The organism is Gymnodinialimonas sp. 57CJ19 (assembly GCF_038396845.1).
In the GTDB taxonomy this organism is placed as follows: Bacteria; Pseudomonadota; Alphaproteobacteria; order Rhodobacterales; family Rhodobacteraceae; genus Gymnodinialimonas.
In genome coordinates this window covers 2348637-2373984 of record NZ_CP151587.1, presented here as the reverse complement: position 1 = coordinate 2373984, position 25348 = coordinate 2348637, and the positions used below count along the sequence as shown (strand labels likewise).

General features: G+C 62.9%; 24 protein-coding genes and 1 tRNA gene. 14 read left to right on the top strand and 11 right to left on the bottom strand.

Annotation, left to right across the window (positions count from 1 at the left end):
- Positions 1 to 3: 3 nt before the first annotated feature.
- The 6 genes from ihfA (at position 4) to AADW23_RS11590 (ending at position 5481) form a co-directional block, all read left to right on the top strand.
- Entirely contained in the window at positions 4 to 306 is a 303-nt protein-coding gene (gene ihfA, locus AADW23_RS11615) for an integration host factor subunit alpha (protein WP_341861105.1), read from the top strand.
- Positions 307 to 417: 111 nt separating this feature from the next.
- Complete coding sequence (locus AADW23_RS11610; RefSeq protein ID WP_341861104.1) at positions 418 to 1263, top strand: MerR family transcriptional regulator; 846 nt, start codon at positions 418 to 420, stop codon at positions 1261 to 1263.
- 59 nt (positions 1264 to 1322) lie between these two features.
- Positions 1323 to 1399 (top strand) — tRNA-Pro (locus AADW23_RS11605).
- 74 nt (positions 1400 to 1473) lie between these two features.
- Positions 1474 to 2559, top strand: coding sequence for a 2'-deoxycytidine 5'-triphosphate deaminase (locus AADW23_RS11600; RefSeq protein ID WP_341861103.1), 1086 nt, complete (start codon positions 1474 to 1476; stop codon positions 2557 to 2559).
- A gap of 225 nt (positions 2560 to 2784) precedes the next feature.
- Entirely contained in the window at positions 2785 to 4116 is a 1332-nt protein-coding gene (dddP, locus tag AADW23_RS11595; protein ID WP_341861102.1) for a dimethylsulfonioproprionate lyase DddP, read from the top strand.
- 132 nt (positions 4117 to 4248) lie between these two features.
- Positions 4249 to 5481 carry a bifunctional alpha/beta hydrolase/OsmC family protein gene (locus AADW23_RS11590; RefSeq protein ID WP_341861101.1) on the top strand — a complete coding sequence of 411 codons (1233 nt, stop codon included), beginning with the start codon at positions 4249 to 4251 and terminating at the stop codon, positions 5479 to 5481.
- Here AADW23_RS11590 and AADW23_RS11585 read toward each other — a convergent pair.
- Positions 5438 to 5914: an Lrp/AsnC family transcriptional regulator gene (locus AADW23_RS11585; RefSeq protein ID WP_341861100.1), complete on the bottom strand. Its 477-nt coding sequence runs from the start codon at positions 5912 to 5914 to the stop codon at positions 5438 to 5440. The genes AADW23_RS11590 and AADW23_RS11585 overlap by 44 nt on opposite strands.
- A gap of 141 nt (positions 5915 to 6055) precedes the next feature.
- On the opposite strand from AADW23_RS11585, the gene cysG reads away from it, so the two are divergent.
- The 6 genes from cysG (at position 6056) to AADW23_RS11555 (ending at position 11512) form a co-directional block, all read left to right on the top strand.
- Positions 6056 to 7450 (top strand): siroheme synthase CysG, encoded by a 1395-nt coding sequence (gene cysG / locus AADW23_RS11580; protein WP_341861099.1) that lies wholly within the window; start codon positions 6056 to 6058, stop codon positions 7448 to 7450.
- The gene (locus tag AADW23_RS11575) at positions 7450 to 7773 is read left to right on the top strand and encodes a DUF2849 domain-containing protein (RefSeq protein WP_341861098.1); all 324 of its coding nucleotides are present in this window, start codon (positions 7450 to 7452) and stop codon (positions 7771 to 7773) included. Before cysG ends, AADW23_RS11575 begins: the two co-directional genes overlap by 1 nt.
- Before the next feature lie 3 nt (positions 7774 to 7776).
- Positions 7777 to 9438, top strand: coding sequence for a nitrite/sulfite reductase (locus tag AADW23_RS11570; RefSeq protein ID WP_341861097.1), 1662 nt, complete (start codon positions 7777 to 7779; stop codon positions 9436 to 9438).
- On the top strand, positions 9428 to 10141 hold the full coding sequence (locus tag AADW23_RS11565) for a phosphoadenylyl-sulfate reductase (RefSeq protein ID WP_341861096.1): 714 nt from the start codon (positions 9428 to 9430) through the stop codon (positions 10139 to 10141). The genes AADW23_RS11570 and AADW23_RS11565 overlap by 11 nt, the downstream gene beginning before the upstream one ends.
- 22 nt (positions 10142 to 10163) lie before the next feature.
- Positions 10164 to 10586, top strand: a complete 423-nt coding sequence (locus AADW23_RS11560; protein WP_341861095.1) for a DUF934 domain-containing protein — start codon at positions 10164 to 10166, stop codon at positions 10584 to 10586.
- Between the two features lie 65 nt (positions 10587 to 10651).
- The gene (locus AADW23_RS11555) at positions 10652 to 11512 is read left to right on the top strand and encodes a ferredoxin--NADP reductase (RefSeq protein WP_341861094.1); all 861 of its coding nucleotides are present in this window, start codon (positions 10652 to 10654) and stop codon (positions 11510 to 11512) included.
- 98 nt (positions 11513 to 11610) lie between these two features.
- On the opposite strand, the gene AADW23_RS11550 is transcribed toward AADW23_RS11555, so the two are convergent.
- Complete coding sequence (locus AADW23_RS11550; RefSeq protein WP_341861093.1) at positions 11611 to 12450, bottom strand: hypothetical protein; 840 nt, start codon at positions 12448 to 12450, stop codon at positions 11611 to 11613.
- A 186-nt stretch (positions 12451 to 12636) separates the two neighbouring features.
- On the opposite strand from AADW23_RS11550, the gene infC reads away from it, so the two are divergent.
- Entirely contained in the window at positions 12637 to 13185 is a 549-nt protein-coding gene (gene infC, locus AADW23_RS11545) for a translation initiation factor IF-3 (protein ID WP_349771074.1), read from the top strand.
- A 60-nt stretch (positions 13186 to 13245) separates the two neighbouring features.
- Here infC and AADW23_RS11540 read toward each other — a convergent pair whose 3' ends face one another.
- From AADW23_RS11540 to AADW23_RS11500, 9 genes are all read right to left on the bottom strand, one after another.
- A complete protein-coding gene (locus AADW23_RS11540; protein ID WP_341861091.1) occupies positions 13246 to 13797 on the bottom strand; it encodes a sugar O-acetyltransferase in 552 nt (183 codons plus the stop codon).
- 3 nt (positions 13798 to 13800) lie between these two features.
- Positions 13801 to 14583, bottom strand: a complete 783-nt coding sequence (locus AADW23_RS11535; RefSeq protein ID WP_341861090.1) for a xanthine dehydrogenase family protein subunit M — start codon at positions 14581 to 14583, stop codon at positions 13801 to 13803.
- Between the two features lie 93 nt (positions 14584 to 14676).
- On the bottom strand, positions 14677 to 17043 hold the full coding sequence (locus AADW23_RS11530; protein WP_341861089.1) for a xanthine dehydrogenase family protein molybdopterin-binding subunit: 2367 nt from the start codon (positions 17041 to 17043) through the stop codon (positions 14677 to 14679).
- A gap of 132 nt (positions 17044 to 17175) precedes the next feature.
- Complete coding sequence (locus tag AADW23_RS11525; RefSeq protein WP_341861088.1) at positions 17176 to 17661, bottom strand: (2Fe-2S)-binding protein; 486 nt, start codon at positions 17659 to 17661, stop codon at positions 17176 to 17178.
- 177 nt (positions 17662 to 17838) lie between these two features.
- The gene (locus tag AADW23_RS11520; RefSeq protein WP_341861087.1) at positions 17839 to 18792 is read right to left on the bottom strand and encodes an XdhC family protein; all 954 of its coding nucleotides are present in this window, start codon (positions 18790 to 18792) and stop codon (positions 17839 to 17841) included.
- Between the two features lie 133 nt (positions 18793 to 18925).
- The gene (locus tag AADW23_RS11515; RefSeq protein ID WP_341861086.1) at positions 18926 to 20674 is read right to left on the bottom strand and encodes an OmpA family protein; all 1749 of its coding nucleotides are present in this window, start codon (positions 20672 to 20674) and stop codon (positions 18926 to 18928) included.
- Between the two features lie 99 nt (positions 20675 to 20773).
- Positions 20774 to 22057 carry a VWA domain-containing protein gene (locus AADW23_RS11510; protein ID WP_341861085.1) on the bottom strand — a complete coding sequence of 428 codons (1284 nt, stop codon included), beginning with the start codon at positions 22055 to 22057 and terminating at the stop codon, positions 20774 to 20776.
- 137 nt (positions 22058 to 22194) lie between these two features.
- Positions 22195 to 23157, bottom strand: coding sequence for a hypothetical protein (locus tag AADW23_RS11505; RefSeq protein WP_341861084.1), 963 nt, complete (start codon positions 23155 to 23157; stop codon positions 22195 to 22197).
- Positions 23158 to 23277: 120 nt separating this feature from the next.
- Positions 23278 to 24177: a MoxR family ATPase gene (locus tag AADW23_RS11500; protein ID WP_341861083.1), complete on the bottom strand. Its 900-nt coding sequence runs from the start codon at positions 24175 to 24177 to the stop codon at positions 23278 to 23280.
- A 296-nt stretch (positions 24178 to 24473) separates the two neighbouring features.
- Here AADW23_RS11500 and AADW23_RS11495 point away from each other — a divergent pair, with 296 nt between their 5' ends.
- The gene (locus tag AADW23_RS11495) at positions 24474 to 25271 is read left to right on the top strand and encodes a hypothetical protein (protein WP_341861082.1); all 798 of its coding nucleotides are present in this window, start codon (positions 24474 to 24476) and stop codon (positions 25269 to 25271) included.
- Positions 25272 to 25348 lie beyond the last annotated feature (77 nt).

Here is a 25348-nt window from a genome sequence, read left to right as displayed (position 1 = left end):
TTGATGTCAGCAAAGACTTTGACGCGCATGGACCTGAGCGAAGCGGTGTTCCGCGAAGTGGGTTTGTCGCGCAATGAAAGCGCCCAATTGGTGGAACGTGTATTGGAGTTGATGTCCGATGCGCTGGTGGATGGCGAACAGGTTAAGATCTCGTCATTCGGCACCTTCTCGGTCCGCTCCAAAACGGCCCGCGTCGGGCGCAACCCAAAGACCGGTGAAGAAGTGCCGATCAGCCCGCGCCGCGTGCTGACGTTCCGGCCCTCGCACCTGATGAAAGATCGCGTCGCAGCGGGCAACCGCAGCTAAAGCGATCCATGCCGCGCATTGCCTCGTCAGAGGGCAAGCAGGCAACAGAGGCACAGAAATGCAGCGCCCCACCCACGGCGGGAAGGGGCGTTGGAGCAGAGGACATGAGAAATGGCCAAATCCGCCCAAGCCTTCCGCACGATCCGCGAAGTCGCTGATTGGCTCGATGTGGCTGCCCACGTCCTGCGCTTTTGGGAATCGAAGTTTCCGCAAATCAAACCGGTGAAACGTGCGGGCGGGCGGCGCTACTACCGCCCCGCCGATATGGAGCTTGTGGGCGGCATCAAGGTGCTTCTCCACGACCGCGGCCTGACGATCCGGGGCGTTCAAAAAATGATCTCTGAAGAGGGTCTGCCCGCCGTCATGGCGCTGTCGCCCTCTGTGGATACGTTCGTCAGTGACGGCGACGTGGTCGAGCAAAGCCCCAGCGACGCATGGGTCGAAGATGCCAACGCCGAGGCCAATACCCCGGCGGAAACAGCCCCCGAAGCGCCCGCGCCCGAAGAACGGGTCGCAGCCGAGGTCGCAGCCCCCCCGCAAGACGAAGCGCCGACACCAGACGACGAGCCGGCACCAAGTGAAGAACCGGCACAAGACGACGGGCCACCATCAAGCGAAGAACCGGCACAAGAAGCCAGCACCCAGGAAGACCCCGCAGCAGAAGAAGACCCAGCACGAGAAGTAGCCGGGCCGGAAATCATTGATTTCCCGCAACAAACACCCGCAAACAGCCCCGCACCGTCAGACATCTCTGGCGCAACCGCTGCCCCCACACACGACACCCCGGCCCCCGCAGCCTCTGCTGCCGTGCCGCAGTCGGACCGCGCCGAAGGCACCCTTGGCACCTTGGCAAGCCTGTCGCGCCTCTCTCCGGCACAAGTCGCCCGCATCACCCCGCAAATCGCCGCGCTGTCGCAGTTGCGCGACCGCATGGCGCGGCCTCCGGGCGCAAGATAGCAGGCAACTGCGAACAGCCCCTTGCGCCGCCCCCAGAAATCCTTAGAAGGACCGTCAGTCGGGCTATGGCGCAGCCTGGTAGCGCGTCCGTCTGGGGGACGGAAGGTCGCAGGTTCGAGTCCTGCTAGCCCGACCATTTAAACCGCTCTACCTCCCTGCCACCTCTTTGAATTGCTGAACCGCGCCCCTGCGCGTAGAAGCGTCGGCACCATGACTGATTCCCCCTCTTCCAGCGCCCAGGGCGTCCTCCCCGATCATGCGATTTCCGCAATGATCGCCAGCGGTGCCATCACCGCCTCCCCCGCAATCCCGGCCGAGCAGATCCAGCCTGCCAGCCTTGACCTGCGTCTGGGGACGAAAGCCTACCGCGTGCGCGCCTCTTTCCTGACCGGCGCAGGCAAAACTGTGGCCGCCCGCCTGCCGGAATTCACCATGCACGAAATGGACCTGCGCCCCGGCGCCGTGCTGGAAAAAGGCTGCGTCTATGTCGTGCCGCTGATGGAGGGGCTCTGCTTGCCCGCCGACATCACCGCCGTGTGCAACGCCAAATCCTCCACCGGACGCGTCGATTGCCTGACCCGTGTGATCGCCGACGGCGGCGTCGAATTTGACCGGATCCCCGCAGGCTACACCGGCCCGCTCTATGCGGAGATCTGCCCCCGCTCCTTCTCCGTCAAGATCGAGCCCGGACTGCGCCTGAACCAAATCCGCTTCCGCCGGGGCCAGGCCGTCCTGACCGACGCCGCCCTGCAAACGCGCCATGCCCAAACCCCTCTGGTCGATCAAACGCCCCTGATTGATGATGGCCTGGGCTTCTCCGTCGATCTCTCCCCCTCCGACACAACCCTCGTCGGCTACCGGGCCAAACCCCACGCAGGCGTCATCGACCTCACCCAGATCGGCACCCATAAAACCGCCGAGTTCTGGGAGGAAATCCACAGCGACAACGGTCAAATCATCCTCGATCCCGGCGCATTCTACATCCTCGTCAGCCGTGAAGCCGTGACCATCCCCCCCGATTGCGCGGCCGAAATGGCGCCCTATCTGGCCATGGTCGGTGAATTCCGCGTCCACTACGCGGGCTTCTTCGACCCCGGCTTCGGCCACGGCATTCCCGCGCGCGGCGTCCTTGAAGTGCGCTGCCACGAAGCCCCCTTCGTGCTAGAACACGGCCAGACCGTGGGCCGCCTCGTCTACGAGACAATGGCAAGCGCCCCCGCCCAACTCTATGGCACCGACATCGCCTCCAACTACCAAGGCCAAGGCCTGAAGCTCTCCAAACACTTCAAAGCCTGACGCGCGCTCCCCTGTTCATCTTGGCCAATACACCTCTGGGGAGTCTGCGCCCCCGGGGCGCAGGCGGGGCAAAGCCCCCCTTTCGCGCTTCAGCGCGTAGATAACTAGCCGCTCAGACCCAACGGCTCCCCCTGCCAAAGTCCATTTCCGACCCCTTCACGCCGCGATCTGACACGCGCGCCCCCCTCTGCTCGCGCCACGCTTGGCTGTGAAGGGAGCGTACAAATGACCCAAGCCTATCGCCGCGAGGTCCGCAAAATCGACCCGACCAAGGGCGCCATGCTGCCCGATGGCACGGCCAACGATCACGACCGAATCGAGATAGGGCCCACCGCGCTCGCCTATGCTGAGTGGGAAGCCGCCCGCCTCACCCTCCCCAACCTGCAAAACCTGCGCGAATATCGCCTGTCGCGCCTTGTGGCCCAGTTGCACGAACGCGACCTCGCGGGCGTGCTGATGACCGACCCCCTCAACATCCGTTACGCGACCGATGCCACCAACATGCAGCTCTGGAACACCCATAACCCGTTCCGCGCCTGCCTGGTCTGCGCCGACGGCCACATGGTGCTTTGGGAATACAAGAACGCGCCGTTTCTGGCCGATCACAATCCGCTGGTGCGTGAAATCCGCTCTGGCGCGTCGATGTTCTACTTTACCGCCGGGGACAGGGGGGCGCAGGTGGCCGACACCTTCAGCGCCGAAGTGGCCGAGTTGCTGCAAACCCATGCCGGGGAAAACAAGCGCCTCGCGGTCGATAAAATCATGCTCCACGGCGCAAAGGCGCTCGAGGCGCGCGGCCTCGTCCTGTCCGACGGGGAACTCGTCACCGAACACGCCCGCAAGATCAAATGCGCCGATGAAATCCTCGCCATGCGCTGCGCGGTGGATGCGTGCCAGAAGTCCCTGCAAGCGATGGAAGACGCCATCGCGCCGGGTAGGTCCGAGGATGAGATTTGGGCCGTCCTCCACGCCGAAAACATCAAACGCGGCGGGGAATGGATTGAAACGCGCCTGTTTTCCAGCGGGCCGCGCACCAATCCGTGGTTCCAGGAATGCGGCCCTCGCACCCTTCTTCCCAATGAGATCAGCGCCTTGGATACGGATCTGATCGGGTGCTACGGGCTTTGCGTCGATATCTCCCGCACCTGGTGGACCGGCCCCGGCAAGCCGCGCCCCGACATGATCGAGGCGATGCAGCACGCCCATGAACACATCACCCAGAACATGGAACGCCTCAAACCCGGCCGCTCGATCAACGATCTTGTCCACAACGGTCACAAGCTGGCCGACAAATACTGGGCGCGGAAGTACTCCTGCCAGATGCACGGCGTGGGCCTGTGCGATGAATGGCCCCATGTGGGCTACCCCGACCACCACCACGACGATGCGTTCGATTACGAGCTGGAACCGGGCATGATGCTGTGTGTGGAGGCTTTGGTGGGCGAAGAAGACGGTGATTTCTGCATTAAACTGGAAGATCAGGTGCTTATCACCGACGACGGGTTTGAGAACTTGACCACCTATCCCTTCGACGCGGCCCTGATGGGGCACACCTAGCGCGCGCGCCTCCAGCTTCCGGGATCACGCCATCAGCACACCAGAGCACAGACCCGTGAGCGTTCTGACACAAGGCTTGCGGCTCATGGGCCTGAACCCACATGATCGTGATGACAGAAGGGACAGGACGACATGCAAACGGAACGCTTCACTTTTCCCGGCCACGCCGGTGATCTTCTCGCCGCGCGGCTCGACCTGCCCGATGGACCGCATCTGGCCACCGCGCTGCTGGCCCATTGCTTTACCTGTGGCAAAGACATTGCCGCCGCCCGTCGGATTGCGGCGCGTTTAGCGGAACAGGGCATTGCCGTCTTGCGCTTTGACTTCACCGGGCTTGGCCATTCCAAGGGCGAGTTCGAGAACACGTCTTTCACGTCGAACGCGGGCGATCTGGTGGCCGCAGCCAATGCCTTGGCCGACCGGGGCATGGCCCCGGCACTTCTGATCGGCCATTCCCTTGGCGGGGCGGCGGTGTTGCGGGCAGCGCGCGATATTCCTTCGGCTCGGGCCGTTGTCACCATTGCTGCGCCCTTTGATCCCGGCCATGTCACCGATAATTTCGGCAGCGCCCTGGAGACGATTGCCCGTGACGGCGTAGGCGAAGTGAACCTTGGCGGGCGCCCTGTTCGCATCAGCAGCGGCTTTGTGGAGGATGTGAAGGCCTCTACCCTCCAAGCCGATATCGCCTCTCTCGGGAAGGCGCTTTTGGTGCTCCATGCGCCCCGCGACGCTATCGTAGGGATTGAAAACGCGACACAAATCTTTGTCGCGGCCAAGCATCCCAAAAGCTTCGTGACCCTTGACGACGCCGACCATCTGATCTCGGATCCAGCTGATGCGGAATATGCGGCGGATGTCATCGCCTCTTGGGCCGGGCGCTATTTGGCCTTGCGCTACCCTGCCCCGCCCATCGGGGCGCCCGAAGGCGTGACCCGCACGTCAGAGGTTGATCCCGACGGCTTTTTGCAAGACGTGATGGCCGGGCCGAAGCACCATGTTTTCGCGGACGAACCTGCAAGTTACGGCGGCACTGACCGGGGGCTGACACCCTACCAGTTCCTTGCGGCGGGTCTTGGGGCCTGCACCTCGATGACGATCCGCATGTACGCGCGGCGCAAGAAATGGCCGTTGGATCATGTGGCTGTGGACGTGACCCATAACCGTGTCCATGCCCAGGATGCAGGCGTCGATAATGGGCCGTTGGACCAATTCACCCGCGCGATCACGCTGACCGGTTCGCTGGATGAGGCGCAGCGCAAGCGGTTGTTGGAAATCGCCGACAAATGCCCCGTGCACCGGTCCCTGGAGGCCGGAGCGACGATCAAGACGGAACTGTTGCCAGGGGTAGCAGCGGCGTCGATTTGATCTCTTCCATGCTTAGAAGTGCGGTGACGTTGTAGATCCGCACTTCCGAGATCAACGCCTGATAAAATTCGTCATAGGCGCGGGCATTGGCGACGCGCACTTTCAGGATGTAGTCGATGTCGCCGGCAAGACGATGCGCCTCCATCACCTCGGCCCGCTCGCGCAGGGTTTTGAGAAATTTGTTCTGCCACTCTGCCTCATGCTCGGACGTGCGAATTAGCACGAAGAAACAGGCCTCTAGCCCCAGCGCCTCTGCATCGAGAAGCACCGTTTGCTGGCCGATGATCCCCGCCTCCTTCATCTTGCGAATCCGGGACCACACAGGCGTCTTGGATGACCCCACATGTTTGGCAATTTCTTCGAGCGACCGGCTTGCATCCTCTTGCAAAGCGATGAGGATTTTCCGGTCGAGCGCATCAATCTGAACAGACATTCGGGTGTCCCTTGCATTTCCAAACAGAGGTTCTGATCTGCCACGGATACAGAACATGCGTCCTTACCAGCAAGCCCATACTGCCACTTTTCGGGAAAATGTTCTATCTAGATAGGGAATTCAGCCAAAGAGGTTCCTGCAATGCGCCATTTTCCGATCTTCCTGGACCTACGCGGCCGCCGTGTCGTTTTGGCGGGCGGTGGTGAAGCCGCGCTGGCCAAGCTGCGGCTGATCCTGAAATCCGAAGCCAGCGTCACCGTTTTCGCCGCTGATCCGGCCCCGGAAATTGTCGCTTGGGACGCCGAGCGCAAGCTGCGTCTTGTGAAACGCGCCTTCGCACCCGGTGACGCGCTCTGCGCCTCTCTCGCCTATGCCGCGTCAGAGGATGACGCCGAAGACGCCCGTGTCGCAGGCCTTGCCCGCGCCGATGGCGCTTTGGTTAACATCGTGGACAATCTGGAAGGCTCTGCCTTCATCACCCCCGCCATCGTGGACCGCGACCCGGTCACCATCGCCATCGGAACCGAGGGCGCGGCCCCGGTTCTGGCCCGCAAGATCAAGGCCGATCTCGAAGCAAGCCTGCCCGCGTCGTTGGGGCTTCTGGCGCGTATCGGCCAAGGGTTCCGCGCCGCGGCGAGCGCCCTGCCCATGGGCCGTAAGCGGCGAGAGTTCTGGTCTGACTTCTATTTCAGCAAAGGCCCCGATGCCCTTGGGAAAGAGGGGAAAGTGGGGGCAGAGCTGGCTTTGGGTGATCTGCTGATCGACCACTTACATGGCACGCAAACCAAGGGCCGTGTTGACCTTGTGGGCGCGGGCCCCGGCGACCCGGACCTGCTGACGCTGAAGGCGCGCAAGCTTCTCGATCAGGCGGATGTGGTGATTTATGACCGCCTCGTGTCGCCGGAAATTCTGGAACTCGCCCGGCGCGAGGCGCAAATGGTTAACGTTGGTAAGAAAGGCTTTGGCCCATCCACCAAACAAGAAGACATCGGCGCGGCCATGGTGAAACACGCCCGCGAAGGGGCCCATGTGGTGCGCCTGAAGTCCGGCGATCCCGGTGTTTACGGCCGTTTGGACGAAGAAATCGACGCGCTGGACGCGGCGGGAGTGGAATGGGGCATCGTGCCCGGCATCACCGCCGCCAATGCCGCCGCCGCGCAGATCGGCCAGAGCCTGACCAAACGCGGACGCAATGGCGCGATGCGGTTTCTGACCGGCCACGACGTGAAAGGTTTCGCCGAGCAGGATTGGACCAGCCTTGCCAAGCCCGGCCAGGTCGCCGCCATCTATATGGGCACCAAGGGCGCGCGGTTCCTGCAAGGCCGTTTGATGATGCATGGCATCGCCCCCGATACGCCCATCACCGCGATCGAGAACGTCTCGCGGGCCGATACGCGTCTGATCGCTTCCACCATTTCCCGGCTGCCCGCCGATCTTGACGCCGCGCGGCCTGACGGCCCCGTGATCTTGATGCTTGGCCTCGCGCCACGGGCTGCTGCCGCTCAACTCCCTGCTTTGCAAGAGGAATTCGCCTAATGGCCCGCATCTTTACCCCCAAAGTCGTCACCGCAAACGCGCTTCTGGAAGGCGATGTCGTCTATCTGACAGCCCAAGGTGACTGGACCCGTGTCCACGCCGAGGCCGATCTTGTGGAAGATCAAGCCACCGCAGATATTCGCCTGTTGGAAGCCCAAGCCCAAGCGCATCTGGTCGTTGGCCCCTACCTTGCCGACGCCATCGCGGGCGACAACGGCCCCGAGCCGGTCCATTTCCGAGAGGCATTTCGCACCCGCGGCCCCTCCAACTATGTCCACGGCAAGCAAGCGGACCTTGTGTCCGGCAGCCAGCAGAAAGCCTGAACCATGTACGCCTATTCAGATTTTGACCGCGATTTCCTTGCCGAGCGCAACGCTCAGTTCCGCGCCCAGGTGGAACGTCGTATCGACGGCTCCCTGACCGAGGATGAGTTCAAACCCCTGCGCCTGATGAACGGCCTCTACCTGCAATTGCACGCCTATATGCTGCGCGTCGCGATCCCCTATGGCACTCTGAACGCTGTACAAATGCGCCAGTTGGCGATGATCGCGGACCGGTGGGACAAGGGCTATGGCCACTTCACCACGCGCCAGAACATCCAGTACAACTGGCCCGCCCTGAAGGACGTGCCCGATATGCTGGACGCCCTGGGAGAGGTCGGGATGCACGCGATCCAGACGAGCGGAAACACGATCCGCAACGTGACCGCGGACCATTTCGCAGGGGCCGCCGCCGAAGAGGTGGCCGACCCGCGCCCCGTGGCCGAATTGATCCGCCAATGGTCCACCGACCACCCGGAATTCCAGGCTCTGCCGCGCAAATTCAAGGTGGCGGTGACGGGATCGGATCAGGACCGCGCGGTCACGGCAGCCCACGACATCGGCCTGCGGCTGGTGGAGCGTAACGGCGTCATCGGCGCGACGGTCCTGGTCGGTGGTGGCCTGGGACGGACACCGATGATCGGCAAGGTTCTGGCAGATTTCGTCGCCTTTGACGATCTGCTACCTTACCTGGAGGCCACCGTCGCCGTCTATAACGTGTTGGGACGCCGCGATAATAAATACAAAGCGCGGATCAAGATCACGGTGCATGAGAATGGGATCGACGAGATCCGCCGTCTTGTGGATGCGGAGTTTATCCCGCGCCGTGCTGTGTTCAACGGGGCCGACATGGCGCTGTTGCAGAAGATCAACGCCGATTTCGCCGCCCCCCAGTTCACCGAGGGCGCGGGCGAATTTGACGGCCACTACGCCGACGACCCCGTGTTCCGCAGCTTCGTGGATACCAACGCCGCCGCTCATCGGCACCCGGATTACACGATCCTGACGGTCTCTCTCAAAGCCCATGGGGCCACACCCGGTGACGCGACCAGCGACCAGATGCGGGTTCTGGCGGACCTGGCCCAGACCTTCGCCCATGACGAGTTGCGCATCAGCCACGAGCAGAACGTGATCCTGCCCCATATGCCCAAACGCCACTTGCGGGCGGTCTTTGATGCGCTGGCCGAAGTGGGCCTTGCGACGGCGAACATCGGGCTTGCGTCCGACATCATCGCCTGCCCGGGCATGGATTATTGCGCTCTGGCCACGGCCCGTTCCATCCCCGTGGCGCAACAAATTGCGACCCGCTTCGAAGAACTGAAGCTGGAACATGAAGTCGGTCCCCTGAAGATCAAGATCTCGGGCTGCATCAACGCGTGCGGGCACCACCATGTGGGCCACATCGGCATCCTTGGCCTCGACCGGGCGGGGGTGGAGAACTACCAGATCACCCTTGGCGGTGACGGTGGCCCCGATGCGGTGATCGGCGAACGGGCCGGGCCGGGCTTTGCCTATGACCAGGTGGTGGACGCCATCGAACGGTTGGTCCGCGCCTATCTGGCACAGCGCGAAAGCGCCGAAGAAACCTTCCTCGACGCCTACAAGCGCCTTGGCGCTGCGCCGTTCAAAGCCGCTCTTTACCCAGAGGTACAAGCCAATGCCGCTTAAGGAACTTGCCGAACGCCGCACCCTTCTGCACCGCAAAAGCGATGCGCAAACCGTGCTGGCCCATGCCCTTGATGACCAAGTCATTGGCCCCGTCGCCATGGTCAGCAGCTTCGGTGCCGATAGCGTCGTGCTGCTGCATATGTTGAGCGAAATCGACAAATCGGCCCCCGTGCTGTTCGTCGATACGGAGTTTTTGTTCCCCGCCACCCTGACCTATCAACGTGACGTGGCCGAGCAGTTGGGCCTGAGCGATGTTCGGGTCATCAAGCCCTCTCGTGCAGCGCTGCTGGAGCGGGACGTTGACGGCATCTTGCACCATTTCGACCCCGACGCCTGCTGTGCCTTGCGCAAGACGGAGCCGTTGGAGCAGGCGTTGGAAGGGTTTGGCGGCTGGATTACCGGGCGCAAACGTATCCACGGTGGAGCGCGTCAAACGTTGCCGCTGTTTGAGAAGAACGCACGGCGCATCAAGGTGAACCCCTTGGCCAACTGGACGCAGCCGATGGTCGCGGACTATATCACCAAACACGATCTGCCGCGTCATCCGATGGTGGCGCAAGGGTTCCCCTCGATCGGGTGCCAGCCCTGCACAACCGCCGCAAAGGCCAATGAAGATCCCCGCGCCGGACGGTGGCGCGGGCAGGCCAAGACCGAATGCGGCATTCATTTCATTGACGGCGTGATGCAACGACGCGCCTCCTGACAGCTATGGGAAAGGGCCAGATATGGGCCAGACGATTGTAACCGATACGGGCTTTGCGCCCGACGATTGGAACGGCTACGCGGTGCCCTTGGCCGAGGGTATCGCCGCCAATGCGACGGCAGTGGATGTCGCGCCCTCGGATGATGTGGCGGTATTAGCGGATGCGTTAACGCAGTTAACCATGATCCGCGTGGGCTTCCCCTCGTCCCACGATGGGCGCGGCTTCACGTTGGCCAAACGCCTGCGGGCGATGGGCTACACAGGCCGTTTGCGGGCCGATGGCCACGTTCTGGCCGACCAATACGCCATGGCGCGCCGGTCCGGCTTTGACGAGGTCGCCATTGACGACGCCCTCGCCGCTCGCCAACCACAGGACCAATGGATGGCCCGTGCCAACTGGCAGGCCCACGACTATCAGGCCCGCCTGCGCGGACGCGTCGCCTAAGCGGCCTTTCCCTGATACAGATCAAAGACTATTGCTAAGGAGCGGGTGCACAAAGCGCCCGAACAATGATGACCGAGCAAACACCCGTGACCAAAATCGACGCCGCGCCTGTCAAGGCGACCCCCACCCTTCCCGACGCTCAAACCGTTACCGAGGTTAAGCATTACACCGACCGCCTGTTCAGCTTCCGCTGCACCCGGCCCGCGTCGATGCGCTTTCGCTCGGGCGAGTTCGTGATGATCGGGCTGATGGGCGACCCCCACCCCGAAACCGGCAGGCAAAAGCCGCTGCTACGCGCCTATTCCATCGCCTCCCCCAGCTGGGACGAAGAGTTGGAGTTCTACTCGATCAAGGTGCAAGACGGCCCGCTGACCTCTCGACTTCAGCACATTCAGGTGGGCGAGCAGATCATCCTGCGCCCCAAGCCCGTCGGCACGCTGGTCCATGATGCGCTGATCCCCGGCAAGCGCCTGTGGTTTTTCGCCACCGGCACCGGGTTCGCGCCCTTCGCAAGCCTCCTGCGCGAACCGCAGACCTATGAGGACTACGACGAGATCATCATCACCCACACCTGCCGCGAAGTGGGAGAACTGACCTACGGCCACGACCTGATCGAGGCGCTGAAGTCCGACGAATTGCTGAACGAGGTGATTGGCGAAGGGTTCTGGAAGAAAATCAAATACTATCCCACCACGACCCGTGAGCAGAGCCCGAAGATGGGCCGGATCACCGATCTGATGCGGTCTGGAGAGGCGTTTAATGACCTGGACGTGCCGCCCCTGAACCCCGACACGGACCGCGCGATGATCTGCGGCAACCTCGCTTTCAACCTGGAGCTGAAAGAGATGCTCGAGGAATTCGGTCTGGAGGAAGGGGCCAATTCCAAGCCCGCCCATTACGTGGTCGAGAAGGCGTTCCTGGATTAAAGCGTCACGTTAACGTCGCCCGCCAGCGACTTGAGGCAAAAGAAAAACCCCCGCTGGATCAGCGGGGGTTTCTTTGTACTGTCAGCCGCCAGACTGGCTTATTCGAGGCCAAGCGCCGAACGGGCTGTCTCAAGCGCGGAACCCAGAAGTTCAGGGTTGTTACGCGCCTGCTCAAGCGCCGAGGTCACGGCCAGACGAACCGGAGCGGAAAGCTCTGCGTTCTCAACAGCGGCAAGGGCGGCGTCGATGTCAAAGCCTTCTGCGGTGAACAGATCGGCAAGACCGGCGGTCTCAACAGCGGCGTCCGTGGCGGCTTCGGTGGCCTCAGCAGCGGCCTCGGTCGCTTCTTCGGCAGCCGCGGCTGCTTCTTCCGCAGCGCCTTCGGCGGCTTCAACGGCTTCTGCGGCTGCTTCTTCAGTTGCTTCAGCGGCAGCAGCAGCTTCGGCCTCTACGACGTCGGCAGCCCCGGCAGCTTCGGCTTCGGCAGCAGCGGCTGCTTCAGCGGCTTCGGCTTCGACGGCGGCAGCAGCTTCTTCCGCGGCCGCGGCAGCTTCAGCGGCTTCGGCTTCAGCGGCGGCAGCAGCTTCTTCCGCAGCTGCGGCGGCAGCGGCGGCTTCCGCTTCGGCAGCAGCGGCGGCTTCGGCAGCTTCCGCCTCGGCAGCGGCGGCGGCCTCTTCTGCGGCAGCGGCAGCAGCTTCTGCGGCGGCAGCAGCCTCTGCTTCAGCGGCAGCAGCGGCTTCAGCAGCAGCTTCAGTCGCTTCTTCAACAGCGCCAGTCACTTCTTCTACGGCACCCTCGACAGCGTCGGCAGCGGCGCCCGCTGCATCACCCGCGGCTTCGCCCACGGCCTCGACCGAAGGCTCTTCGCCTTGGATCAGAAAGTAGCCACCCACACCAAGGGCGGCGAGAATCACGATAATAATAAGTGCACGGCTCATGTCAGTTCCCCATTGGGTCAGTCAAAATCAACGCTCTGCGCTTACCGTGCAGCGCCCCGTCACGCAATGGCGCAAATGTGATATCATTCCCCTTAACCTCAGTTTAGGCCGTTATCCGCCTTGAAGAAATGAGGCGGAATGGATATCTTTAGCCATCGACATGAAGGCTACAAAAGGACAATCGCCATAGCCCGCAGACCCCATAACGCGCCGCCTCAACGTGATACCGGCCCGCGCGTAAACGACCGTATCCGCTCTGACTCCGTTCGCCTGATCGGCGCTGAGGGTGAAAACCTCGGTGTTGTAACCCCGGCGCGCGCAATGGATTTGGCCGCCGACGCTGATCTGGATCTTGTAGAGATCTCTCCGAACGCCGATCCGCCCGTGTGTAAGATCATGGACTTCGGCAAGTTCAAATACGAGACGCAGAAGCGCGAAGCCGAAGCCCGCAAAAAGCAAAAGACCATCGACATTAAAGAAGTGAAGATGCGCCCGGGAACGGACGATCACGACTTCATGCGCAAGGTCAATGACGCGGTCAAGTTTCTGGAAAACGGCGACAAGGTGAAAGTCACCCTGCGCTTCCGGGGCCGTGAGATGGCACACCAGAACCTGGGCCGCGAGATGCTGGAAAAGGTCGTCGAGAATATCGAAGGCATCGGCAAGATCGAATCCATGCCGCGCATGGAAGGCCGCCAGATGGTGATGATGATTAACCCGGTTAAGGCAGGTTGATTCTGTCTTAAGCGTGAATGCCCTACCCAAGGCGCGCCCCGACCGGGCGCGCCTTTTGCGTTAGTCCCGCGCACGCGCCGGATTGCCCATCACCCGCGCGCCAGAAGGGACATCGCGCGTCACCACAGATCCCGCCCCCACTATCGCGCCGTCACCGATGCGCACGCCGGGCAGCACGATCGCGCCGCCACCGATCCAGACATCTTCGCCGATGGTCACCGGCAAGGCCCGCTCGATCCCGGCAGCGCGCTGCGCCGCGTCGCGGTGATGGTCTGCGCAATAAAGATGCACCCCCGGTCCCAACATGCTCCGCGCCCCGATCCGAACCGGAGCCGTGTCCAGGACCACGCAACCGGCGTTCAGATACACCGCAGCCCCAAGGCTGATGTTATGGCCGTAGGCGCAATGAAACGGCGCCTCCAACAGCGCGTCATCTCCGACATTTGCAAATAGATCCGCCAGCGAGGGCGCCATGGCACCCCGCTCGGGCGGCGGCATCGTGCTGTGCTGAAAACACGCGGCGCGCGCTTGATCGCGCAGCGCCTCAAGCTCGGGATCGAGGCAGCAATACCACGCCCCCCGATCCCGCTTTTCTCTCTCGCTCAAGGCCAAGCCTTAGGCAGCCGCAGCCACCGCGCGCCCCGTCAGAACCTTGACCAAATGCGCCCGGTATTCTGCCGTGCCATGCAAATCTGCAATCATATCACCGCCGGGCACCGCCAAACCGTCCAGGGCCGCCGCCGAGAAATCAGCGCTCAACGCGGCTTCAGCTTCCGTCCACCGGAACACCCCGTCGGACGAGGCTCCGGTCACGGCAACCCGAACCCCATCGGCGAACTTCGCCACAAAGACCCCCACCAACGCAAAGCGCGAGGCCGGTTGCACAAACTTCTGATAGTTCGACACCTCTGGCACAGGGAACCGCACCTCGGTGATGATCTCTCCTTCGTCCAGCGCCGTCTCAAACATCCCCTGAAAATAGTCATCCGCGGCGATCTCGCGGGCGTTCGTCACAATCACAGCCCCCGAGGCCAAAGCCGCCGCCGGATAGCAGGCCGAGGGATCGTTATTCGCCAATGATCCGCCAATCGTTCCCCGGTTGCGTACCGCCGGGTCGCCAATGCGCCCCGCCAATGACGCCAACCCCGGATACGTCCCGTCCGCCGCAACCGCGCCGTGGGTCGTCGCGCCGCCAATACAAACCTGCCCGCCTTCATGGCGAATGCCGACCATCTCACCGATCCCATTCAGACTGACCAGCGTTTCGGTCTGCGCCAGCCTCGCCTTCATGGTGGGGAGCAGCGTCTGCCCCCCACCCAGCGCCTGCGCCTCCTCCTGCGCTAGCGCTGATACCGCCTCGGCAATCGTGCCGGGTTTTACGAACTCGAAATTATACATTCCGTCTCCTTTCGGAACGCGCCGCGGCGCTCCTTCATCTTGGCAAATACAACTCAATCCCGACGTCGATACCAGATCGAACGCCGGCAAACCTCATCCCTGCATCGCCGCCCAAACCCGTGCGGGCGTCAGCGGCATATCAATATGGGTCACCCCGGTATGGCCGCCACGCTGCAACGCATCCACAACCGCATTCACCACCGAGGGCGGCGATCCAATCGCCCCCGCTTCACCGCAGCCCTTCACCCCCAAGGGGTTGTGGGTGCACGGCGTCTGGCTGGAATGGTCTACCTGGAACATCGGCATGTCGTCGGCCCTGGGCATGGTGTAATCCATGTAAGACGCGCTCAGAAGCTGGCCGTTTTCGTCATAGGTCACATTCTCCAGCAACGCTTGCCCGATCCCCTGGGCAAGACCTCCGTGAACCTGGCCCTCCACGATCATCGGATTGACCACATTGCCAAAATCATCGGCCGCGGCAAAGGAACAGACCGTCACCTTGCCAGTGTCGGGGTCCACTTCCACCTCGCAGGCATAAGCGCCAGACGGATAGGTGAAGTTGTTGGGGTCGTAGAACGCGGTCTCTTCCAGGCCGGGCTCGATCTCTTCCAGTGGATAGTTGTGCGGCACATAGGCCGCCAGGGTCACGTCACCCCAGGCCACCGATTTGTCTGTGCCCGCCACGCTGAACGCGCCGTCTTTCAACTCAATATCGCCCTCGCCCGCTTCCAGCAAATGCGCGGCGATCTTCTTGGCCTTGGCGATGATCTTTTCCGTCGCCCGCACCATAGCCGAGCCACCCACCGCCAGCGACCGAGACCCATAGGTCCCCATCCCCATCGGCGTATTCGCCGTATCTCCGTGGACGATCTCAACCTGATCCTCAGGGATACCGATCATATCGGCCACGACCTGTGCAAAGGAAGTCTCGTGCCCCTGCCCGTGGCTGTGCGAGCCCGTCATCACGACCAAACCGCCGGTGGCATTCACCCGCACCGTCGCACTCTCGTACAGGCCCGCACGCGCGCCCAATTGGCCCACCAAGGCCGAGGGCGCAATGCCGCAGGCCTCGATATAGCAGTTCACCCCAAGGCCGCGCAGCTTGCCATTGGCCGCACTTTCCGCCTGACGCGCCTCGAACCCGTCGCGGTCGATCATCTCCAGCAGTTTCGTCATCGTGCCTTCGTAATCGCCGGTGTCATATTCCACCGCCACCGGGGTGGCATAGGGGAACTCGGTGATGAAATTCTGCCGCCGCAGCGCGATTGGATCGACGCCCAATTCGCGCGCCGCTTTGTCGATCACCCGCTCCAGCTGATACGTCGCCTCAGGGCGCCCGGCGCCGCGATAGGCATCCACGGGCACCGTGTTGGTAAACACCGCTTTGACGTTCACATAGATATTGGGCGTCTTGTAGTTACCCGCCATCAACGTGCCGTGCAGCCATGTGGGCACGCTCGGCGCGAAGGTCGACAAATACGCGCCCATATTGGCGTAGGTATCCGTACGCACCCCGGTAAAGTTGTTGTCCGCATCCAGTGCCAGTTGGATCGTGGTGACGTGATCGCGCCCATGGGCGTCGGTGATAAACGCCTCGGACCGCGACGAGGTCCACTTCACCGGACGGCGGCAGGCCTTGGCTGCGAAGGTGCAGAACGCCTCTTCCGCGTAGTGGAAAATCTTGGAGCCGAAGCCCCCGCCCACATCGGGCGCCACCACACGCAATTTATGCTCTGGAATGCCCAACACGAACGCGCCCATCAACAGGCGGATCACATGGGGGTTCTGAGAGGTCGTATAAAGCGTGCTATCGTCCGTGCCGGGGTTGTAATCCCCCACCGCAACGCGCGGCTCCATCGGGTTGGGCGACAGGCGGTTGTTCACCAGTTCCAACGTCGTCACATGGGCCGCAGCTTCAAACGCCGCATCGACCTGAGGCTTGTTTTCCTCAACAAAACCCCAGTCATAGCAAAGGTTCGAGGTCAGATCGTCATGGACCTTCGTGGCGCCCTCTTTCACCGCCTCTTTCATATCGACGACCGCTGGCAGCTCTTCAATGTCCAGCTCAATCGCCTCTGCCGCGTTGCGTGCCTGATCGGCGGTCTCTGCCACCACGGCTGCAATCGCATCGCCCACGTAGCGGACTTTGCCCTGTGCCAGAACCGGGTGCGCCGGCTCTTGCATCGGCTCTCCGTGTTTGTCGGTGACCTGCCAGCCGCAAGGCACGCCGCCCACGCCCTCAAAATCTGCGCCGGTGAAGATGCGCACGACGCCGGGCATTGCTGCTGCCGCGCTCGTGTCCACGCCCTTCAAAATCCCGTGGGCCACATCCGAGCGCAAGAAATGCACATAGGCCTGTCCATGAAGGTTAAGATCGTCCGTATAGCGCCCCTGCCCGGTCAGAAACCGAATATCCTCGCGCCGCTTTGAACTTGCTCCGATGCCGTGATCTTTGGGCATGTCAGCCCTCCCTGTTTCTCAACTCCCGCCGCTCACCACCATAGGGAGCTGGCCTTGGCTGACAGGGCCTCCCGCCCTGTCCTCTGTCTTGCAATGCCCTCGCCGCAGCCCTCCCAGACCGCGATCAGGGCCTTACTCGGCCGCCACCGCAGCCACGTCTTGCCCGGAGGCCGCCATGATCGCCTTGACGATGTTGTGATATCCGGTGCAGCGGCAAATATTGCCTTCAAGGTACTCGCGCACCTCTGCCTCAGAGGGTTTGGGGTTGTCCTTCAACAACGCCGCCGCCGACATCACCATGCCCGGCGTGCAGAAGCCGCATTGAAGCCCGTGATGATCCTGGAAAGCCTGCTGGATCACCCCAAGCGATCCATCGGCATTGGCCATGCTCTCGATCGTGTTGACCTCGGCGCCCTCGATATCCAACGCCAATGTTGTGCAGCTCTTGACCGCTTCGCCGTTCACATGGACCACACAGGCACCGCATTGGCTGGTGTCGCAGCCCACATGGGTTCCCGTTAGCCGCTGGCCTTCCCTCAAGAACTCGCTCAGCAGCGTCCGCCCTTCAACGTCCCCGGAGACGGTCTTGCCGTTCACCGTCATCGTTACCTGGGTCATGTATTCCTCCCTTGGTGATTTATCCCATCCAAGCACGAAATCCGAGAAAGACAAACCCCCAGTTTCGCCAAAACGCGCCTCAATCAGCCTCGGCCCCATGCTGCACATGCAGCATTTTCTTCAACCATTCCAGCGACCTGAGGCATCAGCCTCGGAGACACTGGCCAAGGGATTGCCTCACCCCTGTCGCAACACCTGCGTGACCTGCGCCATGACGGAAACCGCGATTTCCCCCGGCCCCCGCCCGCCAATCGCCAGGCCGACCGGCCCGTGAATGCGCCCGATCTCCGCCGCGCTGAAGCCCTTGGCCTGCAACCTCTCGACCCTTTTGGCGTGGGTCCGGTTTGACCCCAAACACCCGAGATAAAACACATCCGACCGCAACGCCCGTTCAATCGCGGGATCATCCAGCTTCGGGTCATGGGTCAACGTCACCACGCACGTCCTTGCATCCAGCCCGAGACGATCCAGCGCCTCGTCGGGCCAATCCTCGGCGATCACCTCTCCGGGAAACCGCGCCTGCGCCCCAAACGCGGGTCGAGGGTCCACAATCACCGGATCATAGCCCGCCAACCGCGCCATCGGCACGAGCGCTTGCGCGATATGCACAGCCCCCACCACGATCATCCGCAACGGGGGGTTGTGGATGTGCACGAACACATCCCCCTCCATCCCCGATTGATCGGCGCGAAACCTTGCCTCGAACCCCTCCCTCACCAGTTCCCGCGCGCCCGTCTGCACGTTTACGCAATAGGCCACCGCTTCCCTTGCGGCCCGCGCGGCCACCAGTTCCTGCAACAAGGCACCCATGGCCACGACCGGTTCCACCCAGACCTTGATGCGCCCGCCGCAGGCCAGGCCGACCGCGAAGGCCTCATCATCTGACACGCCGAATTCCAGCATCCGGCCCGCGTCCGCGCCGACCATTTCCATGGCCTCCACAACCACCGCGCCCTCTACGCAGCCGCCCGAGACCGAGCCCGCCATCTCGCCGTCGCCCGAGACCACAAGCTGCGCCCCCACGGACCTCGGCGCCGAGCCCCATGTTTCTACGACCGTTGCCAGAACCGCGCCGCGCCCCTCTCGGTGCCACTCAAGCGCCCGCTCAGGCATTTGCTCCAGATCATCCATGATAAAAGCCCCCTGCGACGCAGCCTATCGCCGCCGGCCCCGCGCGCAAGGTTGTTTGCGCGGTTGCCCAGTACCCAAAACACCCCGGCGGGGGCGCCGGGGTGCTAGAGTCTTGTCGATTGTTGCGCGACGGTCAGTTCGCCTGAGCGGTCTGCAACAGGGGCGTGACGCGACGCACGACCACGCGGCGGTTGGCGCGTTCGTCCTCCAGCGTCGGCACGCGCAGGTCCGTCTCGCCATAGCCTTGCAGGACCATGTTGGCCGTCGGAACCCCGAAGAACTCGGACAGGGCTAGGGCGACGCTTTCCGCGCGGCGGTCCGACAGGGTGAGGTTCGACACGGCAGAGCCGACGGCATCCGTGTGACCTTCGATCAGGAACACCTCTTGCGGGTTCTCCTCGATAAGTTCGGCCATCAAGGTGCCCAGATCCAGCAGGGATTGCACCTGACTTTGCTGCACCGCGGCGGAGCCGGTGGCAAAGGTGATGTTGTCGATCTCGATGGCGGGGGCCAGGTAGCGCACCCGCTCGATCTCGCGCACCTGCGCCAGGGAGAAGCTGCGCTCGACGCCATTGGCCTGCTGCAACGCCGCGCGCAGGGCTTCCATGTCGGTCTGCTCTGCCCCGGTCGTCGACGCGCGCTCGGGTTCGGGCAAGGTGCTGACATCCACCGCCGCGAAGCTTTGCGTGTCGTCAAAGAGGACGAACTCCCGCCCATCGGTGCCGATGATCGACCGGCGCAGCACGCGCAGGTCGGCAGACTGGATCGTCACGATGCGGCTGCCATCGGGCTGCAGGACCACTGTCCGGGACGAGCCGTCCTCGAACCGCTGCGTCGTCACTTCCGAGCCGGGCTGGCGCAGGATCGCGTCGTCATCGCGCAGCAGCTGCAGGTTGCCGCTGGGGTCACGAACCACCACGCGGTCAGGCGCCGTGCTGACCACTTCGCGGTCGCCGTTAAGAAGCGCCCCGACAACAAACCCACCCGCAGCGCCCAGAAGCGCGGCTTCAAGGTTGGTCAGCCCGCCAGAAGACGCGCTGGCGTCGCCAGTGGCCTCTGCTTCGGCGGTTGCTTCGGCGGTCGTCTCGAATTCTTCGTCCGAGCGGCGGCTCGTCTCTTCGGTCACAACTTCGGTTATTTCTTCCACGGGCGCGCCTGCGCCGTCGTCACTGCCGGCCATGGTTTCAGCGGCTTCACCACTGGCGGCCTGCGTTTCGGCGGTGGAGGGTGCTTCGGGCGTCTCCGGGTTTTCCTCGGGCGTCTCGACCACCAGTTCGGCGGGCGCTTCATCGCCCTCTGCGGCAGGGGTCATCTCTGCTTCTGCTTCTGCTTCTGCTTCTGCTTCTGCTTCTGCTTCTGCTTCTGCTTCTGCTTCTGCTTCTGCTTCTGCTTCTGCTTCGATTTCTACAGGCGCATCGGCGTCAGTGTCGACGACCATCTCGGAGGCTGCATCGTCCGCTTCCTCTTCGACGACGATCTCTGCTTCTGTCTCGGTCTCGGTCTCGGCTTCAGCTTCTACTGGTGCCGTCTCTTCCATGACCACTTCTTCGGTCGTCTCAACGGCCTCAGCAGCGGCTTCTGCGCCCTCGGCGGGCGCTTCTTCAACCGGTCCGACTTCTGCGGGTGTCTCCACCTCGGCTTCGGCCTCGGCTGCCGGAGCGACCTCTTCTACAGGGGTTTCTACGACCTCATCGACGACGGGATCCTGGACGACGTCCCCGTCGATTGCCCCCTCAGCCTGAAGGGCCGCGCAAACTTCTGCGACGGTATCAGCGGGGCATTCGATTGTCGCAGCGTCATCGTCCTGAGCGATGACAGGGAACGGAACCACCAACGACAGGCTGGCAACAAGGGCGGTGGTAGTTGCAAGGGAACGGCGCATGTAATCCTCCAAGGAATTGAACTTGGGAGGTTAACGCCGTCCCGAACCGGAGGTTCCAACGCTACAATTTTCCTCGGCGCTTTCTGGCTGAGATTTTTGCTAGAGCGCCGCCATCAGACGTGCTTTCTCTCCAGCATCATCGGGCCGCGCCACCGCCTCCGCCAGCCCCTGCAACGCCGCAATATTATGCCCCGCGCGAAAACTGCTCACATGGGGCAACATGGCCCTGATCCCTGCCGCTTTCGGCGCGAACCCGTCCCACCTTAGCAGCGGATTCACCCAAATCACCCGGCGCGACGACAGCGACAACCGCTCCATCGCCGCCTCCAGGCGCTCCGGCTCGTCCCGGTCCAATCCGTCGGTAATCAACAACACAACCGCCCCCTGCCCCAAGACCCGGCGCGACCAATCGCGGTTGAAATCCTCCAGACAGGCGCCGATCCGTGTGCCGCCTTCCCAATCCTGCGCCTCCGCGCCCGCTGCCGCCAAGGCCGCATCCACATCCCGTGCGCCCATGTGACGGGTGATGTTCGTCAACCTTGTGCCAAAGGTGAAGGCATGGACATCCGCCCACCCCGCCCCCTTCTGATTGGCCACCGCATGCAGGAAATGCAGCACCGCCCGGCTATAGGAGGCCATTGACCCCGAGATGTCACATAGCGCCACAAGCGAAGGCCAGCGTTGCCGCCGATCTTTTCGCGCAAAGTCCACCACGTCGCCGCCGTGGCGCATCGCGCCGCGCATTGTGCGCCGCCAATCGGGCTGTGCGCCCCTGGACGAGGCCAAGGTGCGCCGCGACGAAAGCGGCGGCACCGCAAGGGTCATCTGCGCAATAATCCGTTTCGCCTGCGCCATCTCGGCCACGGACATCTGCTCGAAATCGAGGGTCTTCAGCCTCTCTTCCCGCGACATCGTCAGGGTCGCGTCCACCTCGATTTCCGAGGCCTCTTCGCCGCCCTCAAGGTCCGGCGTGTCACGCTCTACCCCTTGTAACAACGCCTCCGCGGCGCGTTTCTCGGCAGGTTTCGCCATACGCTCTTCCGCCGCGCCGCGCACGGCGGGCAACAGCATCGACATCATATGATCCAGATAGCGCGGATCGCGCCAATACAGGCGAAACACCTGATCGAAGATCACCCGATGCTCGGGCCGCGCGGTGAAACAGGCCCGCAACGTATAGTAAAATTCCGCCTTCTCACTGAAACCAACCGCCGCCACAGCCGCAATCGCATCGGCGACCCGCCCCGGCCCCGCAGGCAACCCCGCCACCCGTAATGCGCGGGCGAAGTGCGTGATATTGCGGGTCAGTTGTGGTGTATCAGGAAGCTCTAGCGGCGCATATTCCATCTGATCTCGCGCCTCGTTCCTGCCCTCGGGAGCCATAGGTTACGCCGAAGAGCACCGACTTAGCCATAGTCCAGCCGCGCCGCGCACCTCCCGCAGCGGGCAAACAGAAAAATGCCCCCGGCCCGTCCATAAGGCCAGAGGCGCATGGGCTTTAATTAAAGGCCCCGCCAAGATTATTCGTAAATCCAAAGGCGCGCCGGGTTGTTGGAGGAGTTGTTATACGCCCCCGCCCAGATATCGTATTGCCCCTGCAAAACAGGCGAGAACGTCAGCATCGAGTTGAACGTGCCGTTGGAATCATCGTTGAAGAACCACTGGCCGTCCGGCGTGTTCACCAACAGCACCGTATCCACCGCGCCAGAGTCGAGCTGGAACGTCAGCCGACCGGTGGGCGATTGGCCCTGGTAGAAGAAACGGAAATCAGGCCGCGTAATGGTGAACCCGCGCCAGCCTGTTCCGGGAAAGCAGTTGGTCAACGGATAGCGCCCGCCCGCCGTGATATAGGGCACCTGGTAGCGTCCCTGGCCTGCGTACATCGTAGCCTGACCAAAGGCCGTGCGCCCAATGGTGTAGTTCGGGCACCCGGAATATCCGCCGCCTCCCCCATGCACGAAGGCCCCGGCGCTGACCGCTGTCATGGTGCCACCGGGCTGCGGCGCCGGTGTGGGCGTGGGGGCCGGTGCAGGCGATGGCGTGCCGTTGGCATATATGCCCGCGAAATACCCCGCCCCGGACCCATAGTTGGCGTTGGGGTTGGAACAATCGTTCGCGTCGGTGCCCCAGGCGCAAAGGTTCAAGCCGTTGGGCTCATCACAATCGCCATCGTTGGTGTAGGGACAAGCCACCGGCACAGGCGGGGGCGTGGGCACAGGAATCGGGGTCGGGGTCGGCGTCGCGCCCCCGGTATAGGCCCCAGCCGAATAGCCCGGCCCATTGCCGTAGTTCGCACCCGGGTTGGAACAATCCAACGGGTCGGTGCCCCACGCGCAGAGCCCCAAACCGTTGGGCTCATCACAATCCCCATCCCCCGCCCAGGCCGAGGGGCATGGATTGCGCAATCCCTGCGCCTGCACAGGTGCAGAGGACACGATACCGATCGCCAATACGGCGGTGAAAAACGAAAAACAAAATCTCATCAAACATCTCCCAGTAAGATGTCTTATCTTAGCGGCGGGTATCGGCACTCTGTCAAAGGAAACTAGGTTAACGCGCTGCGCTTCACTGTGTCGCGCGCCGCCGTGCCGGGCTTTTTGGGCCTAGCTCAAGGCATCGCCGCGCAAATCGTCAAGGATGCGCTGCGCTTCCGAGCCCTGCACCTTCGCGATATCGTCTTGGTACTTCAAGATCGCCCCCAATGTATCGGCAATCACCTCGGGGCTCAGCTCAATCACATCGAGCGCCAGCAAACATTTCGCCCAGTCCAACGTCTCCGCCACGCCGGGGCGCTTGAAGAGATCCTCGGTTCTCAGGCGCTGCACAAAGGCCACGATCTCTCGGCTCAGGGTCGCGTCTGCCTCGGGCACGCGGGCGCGCAAGATCTCCATCTCTCGGTCCAGATCAGGGTAATCCACCCAATGATACAGACAGCGCCGTTTCAGCGCGTCATGCACCTCACGCGTGCGGTTCGAGGTCAGGATCACAATCGGCGGCTCCGGCGCTTTGACCACGCCAAGTTCCGGGATCGTGACCTGGAAATCCGACAGTGCCTCCAGCAAGAACGCCTCAAACGGGGCGTCGGTGCGGTCAATCTCGTCGATCAACAGAACCGGCGCGCCCCCGGCATCGCCGCGCATGGCCTGCAACAGCGGCCGCTCGATCAGGAAATCAGGGCCGAACAATTCCTGCGTCAACGCGGATTTGTCCGCGCTCCCGCCCGCTTCCGCCGCGCGAATGGCAATCATCTGCGCCGCGAAGTTCCACTCATAGACCGCGCTGGCCGCGTCCAATCCCTCATAGCATTGCAGCCGGATCAGGCGCCGCCCCATGGCCGCTGAAATCGCCTTGGCGATCTCGGTCTTGCCGGTGCCGGCCTCCCCCTCAAGGAAAAGGGGCCGCTTGAGCGTCAACGCCAGAAACACCACCGTCGCCAGCGCCCGCCCGCAAACGTAGCCTTCCGCCGCCAAAGCGCCCTGCACATCCTCGATTGACTGAAACACTTTGGCTGCCCTCTCTGCTTTTGCCCCACAATGCCCTGTGGCGGCCTCGGGTCAAGCCATGCCTGCCCCGTCCCGCGTACCCGCAAGCGTTAACGCCCCCCATGGCCGGTTAACCGAAAGTTAACCAAAACGCACCGAAATGCCCGCCTCCCATCGCATCGCCGCCACAGTCTTTCCCGATACCGATCTTCGTGGCAAAAGGCCCACGCAAGACCCCTTAATCCGTTGTCAGAGTTTGTACCCCAATGCCCGACACTCAAGCCCCTCTCTCGCCCCGCCAAACCTGGTTGAATCACATGGCCAGCATCGGCGAGGCCCATGGTTTCTTCACCCGAATCTCGGCCCGCCACATGGCGCTGTTCGTAGACGAAGGCGATACGCTCGTGCTCAGCTTTGACCGAGCAGATCGGACGTGGCATCAGGGTGATAGCGGGCTTCCCCTGGGATTCGACTGCTTGCGCGCGCTGGAGTATTCGCTGCTGTCGATCCTGTCTGTCGGCCGCACATGGTTCCGCGACGCCTTTGTCGAGGAAATGCTGCAAAACCTGGCGCAAGAGGGCTTTTTCTCCAGCTACAAAGAAGTGCTTATCCTCGCCAGCGGTCCCGATTGCGGCCACGCCGCCGCCCGTGCCGCCCGCTTCGTACCTGGCGCAAAGGTGCTTCTCAGCCGCCCGGCCGCCGCGATCTCAGCCCGACATGCACCATTTGAAACACGCTTCACAGCCGACCGCCGTACAGATCCCGACACCCCTCTCCCCCTGGGCCCCGAGGCTCTGCGCCACGCTGCATCAACCATGATCCTGTTCGATCCAATCCATACCCTTGAGGCCGCCCAAGCCGCGCTCTTCACGGCGCCAAACACAACCCGCATAGCCCTTCCCCATAGCGGGGCCGCCCTGGATCGGACCTTCACCAAAGGCGAGGTCATCGTGCCGCTGTCCCGACACCTGCAATCGGGCACGCTCACGCCGCAAAAAGCGCGCGAAATCCTGCGCCCGTCCCTGCGGCGCGACCCCGGCTACCTCGCCCGCCTCAGCACCAACGCCGCCTACTCCGCTCGCGCCGCCACGGTGGCGCGCAACAGCCGCCCCTAAGCGCCCCTGATTCCTCGTTCTTGAAATATCCCGGGGAGCGTGAGGGGCTGGCCCCTCACTCCCTCCCTCTCTCCACA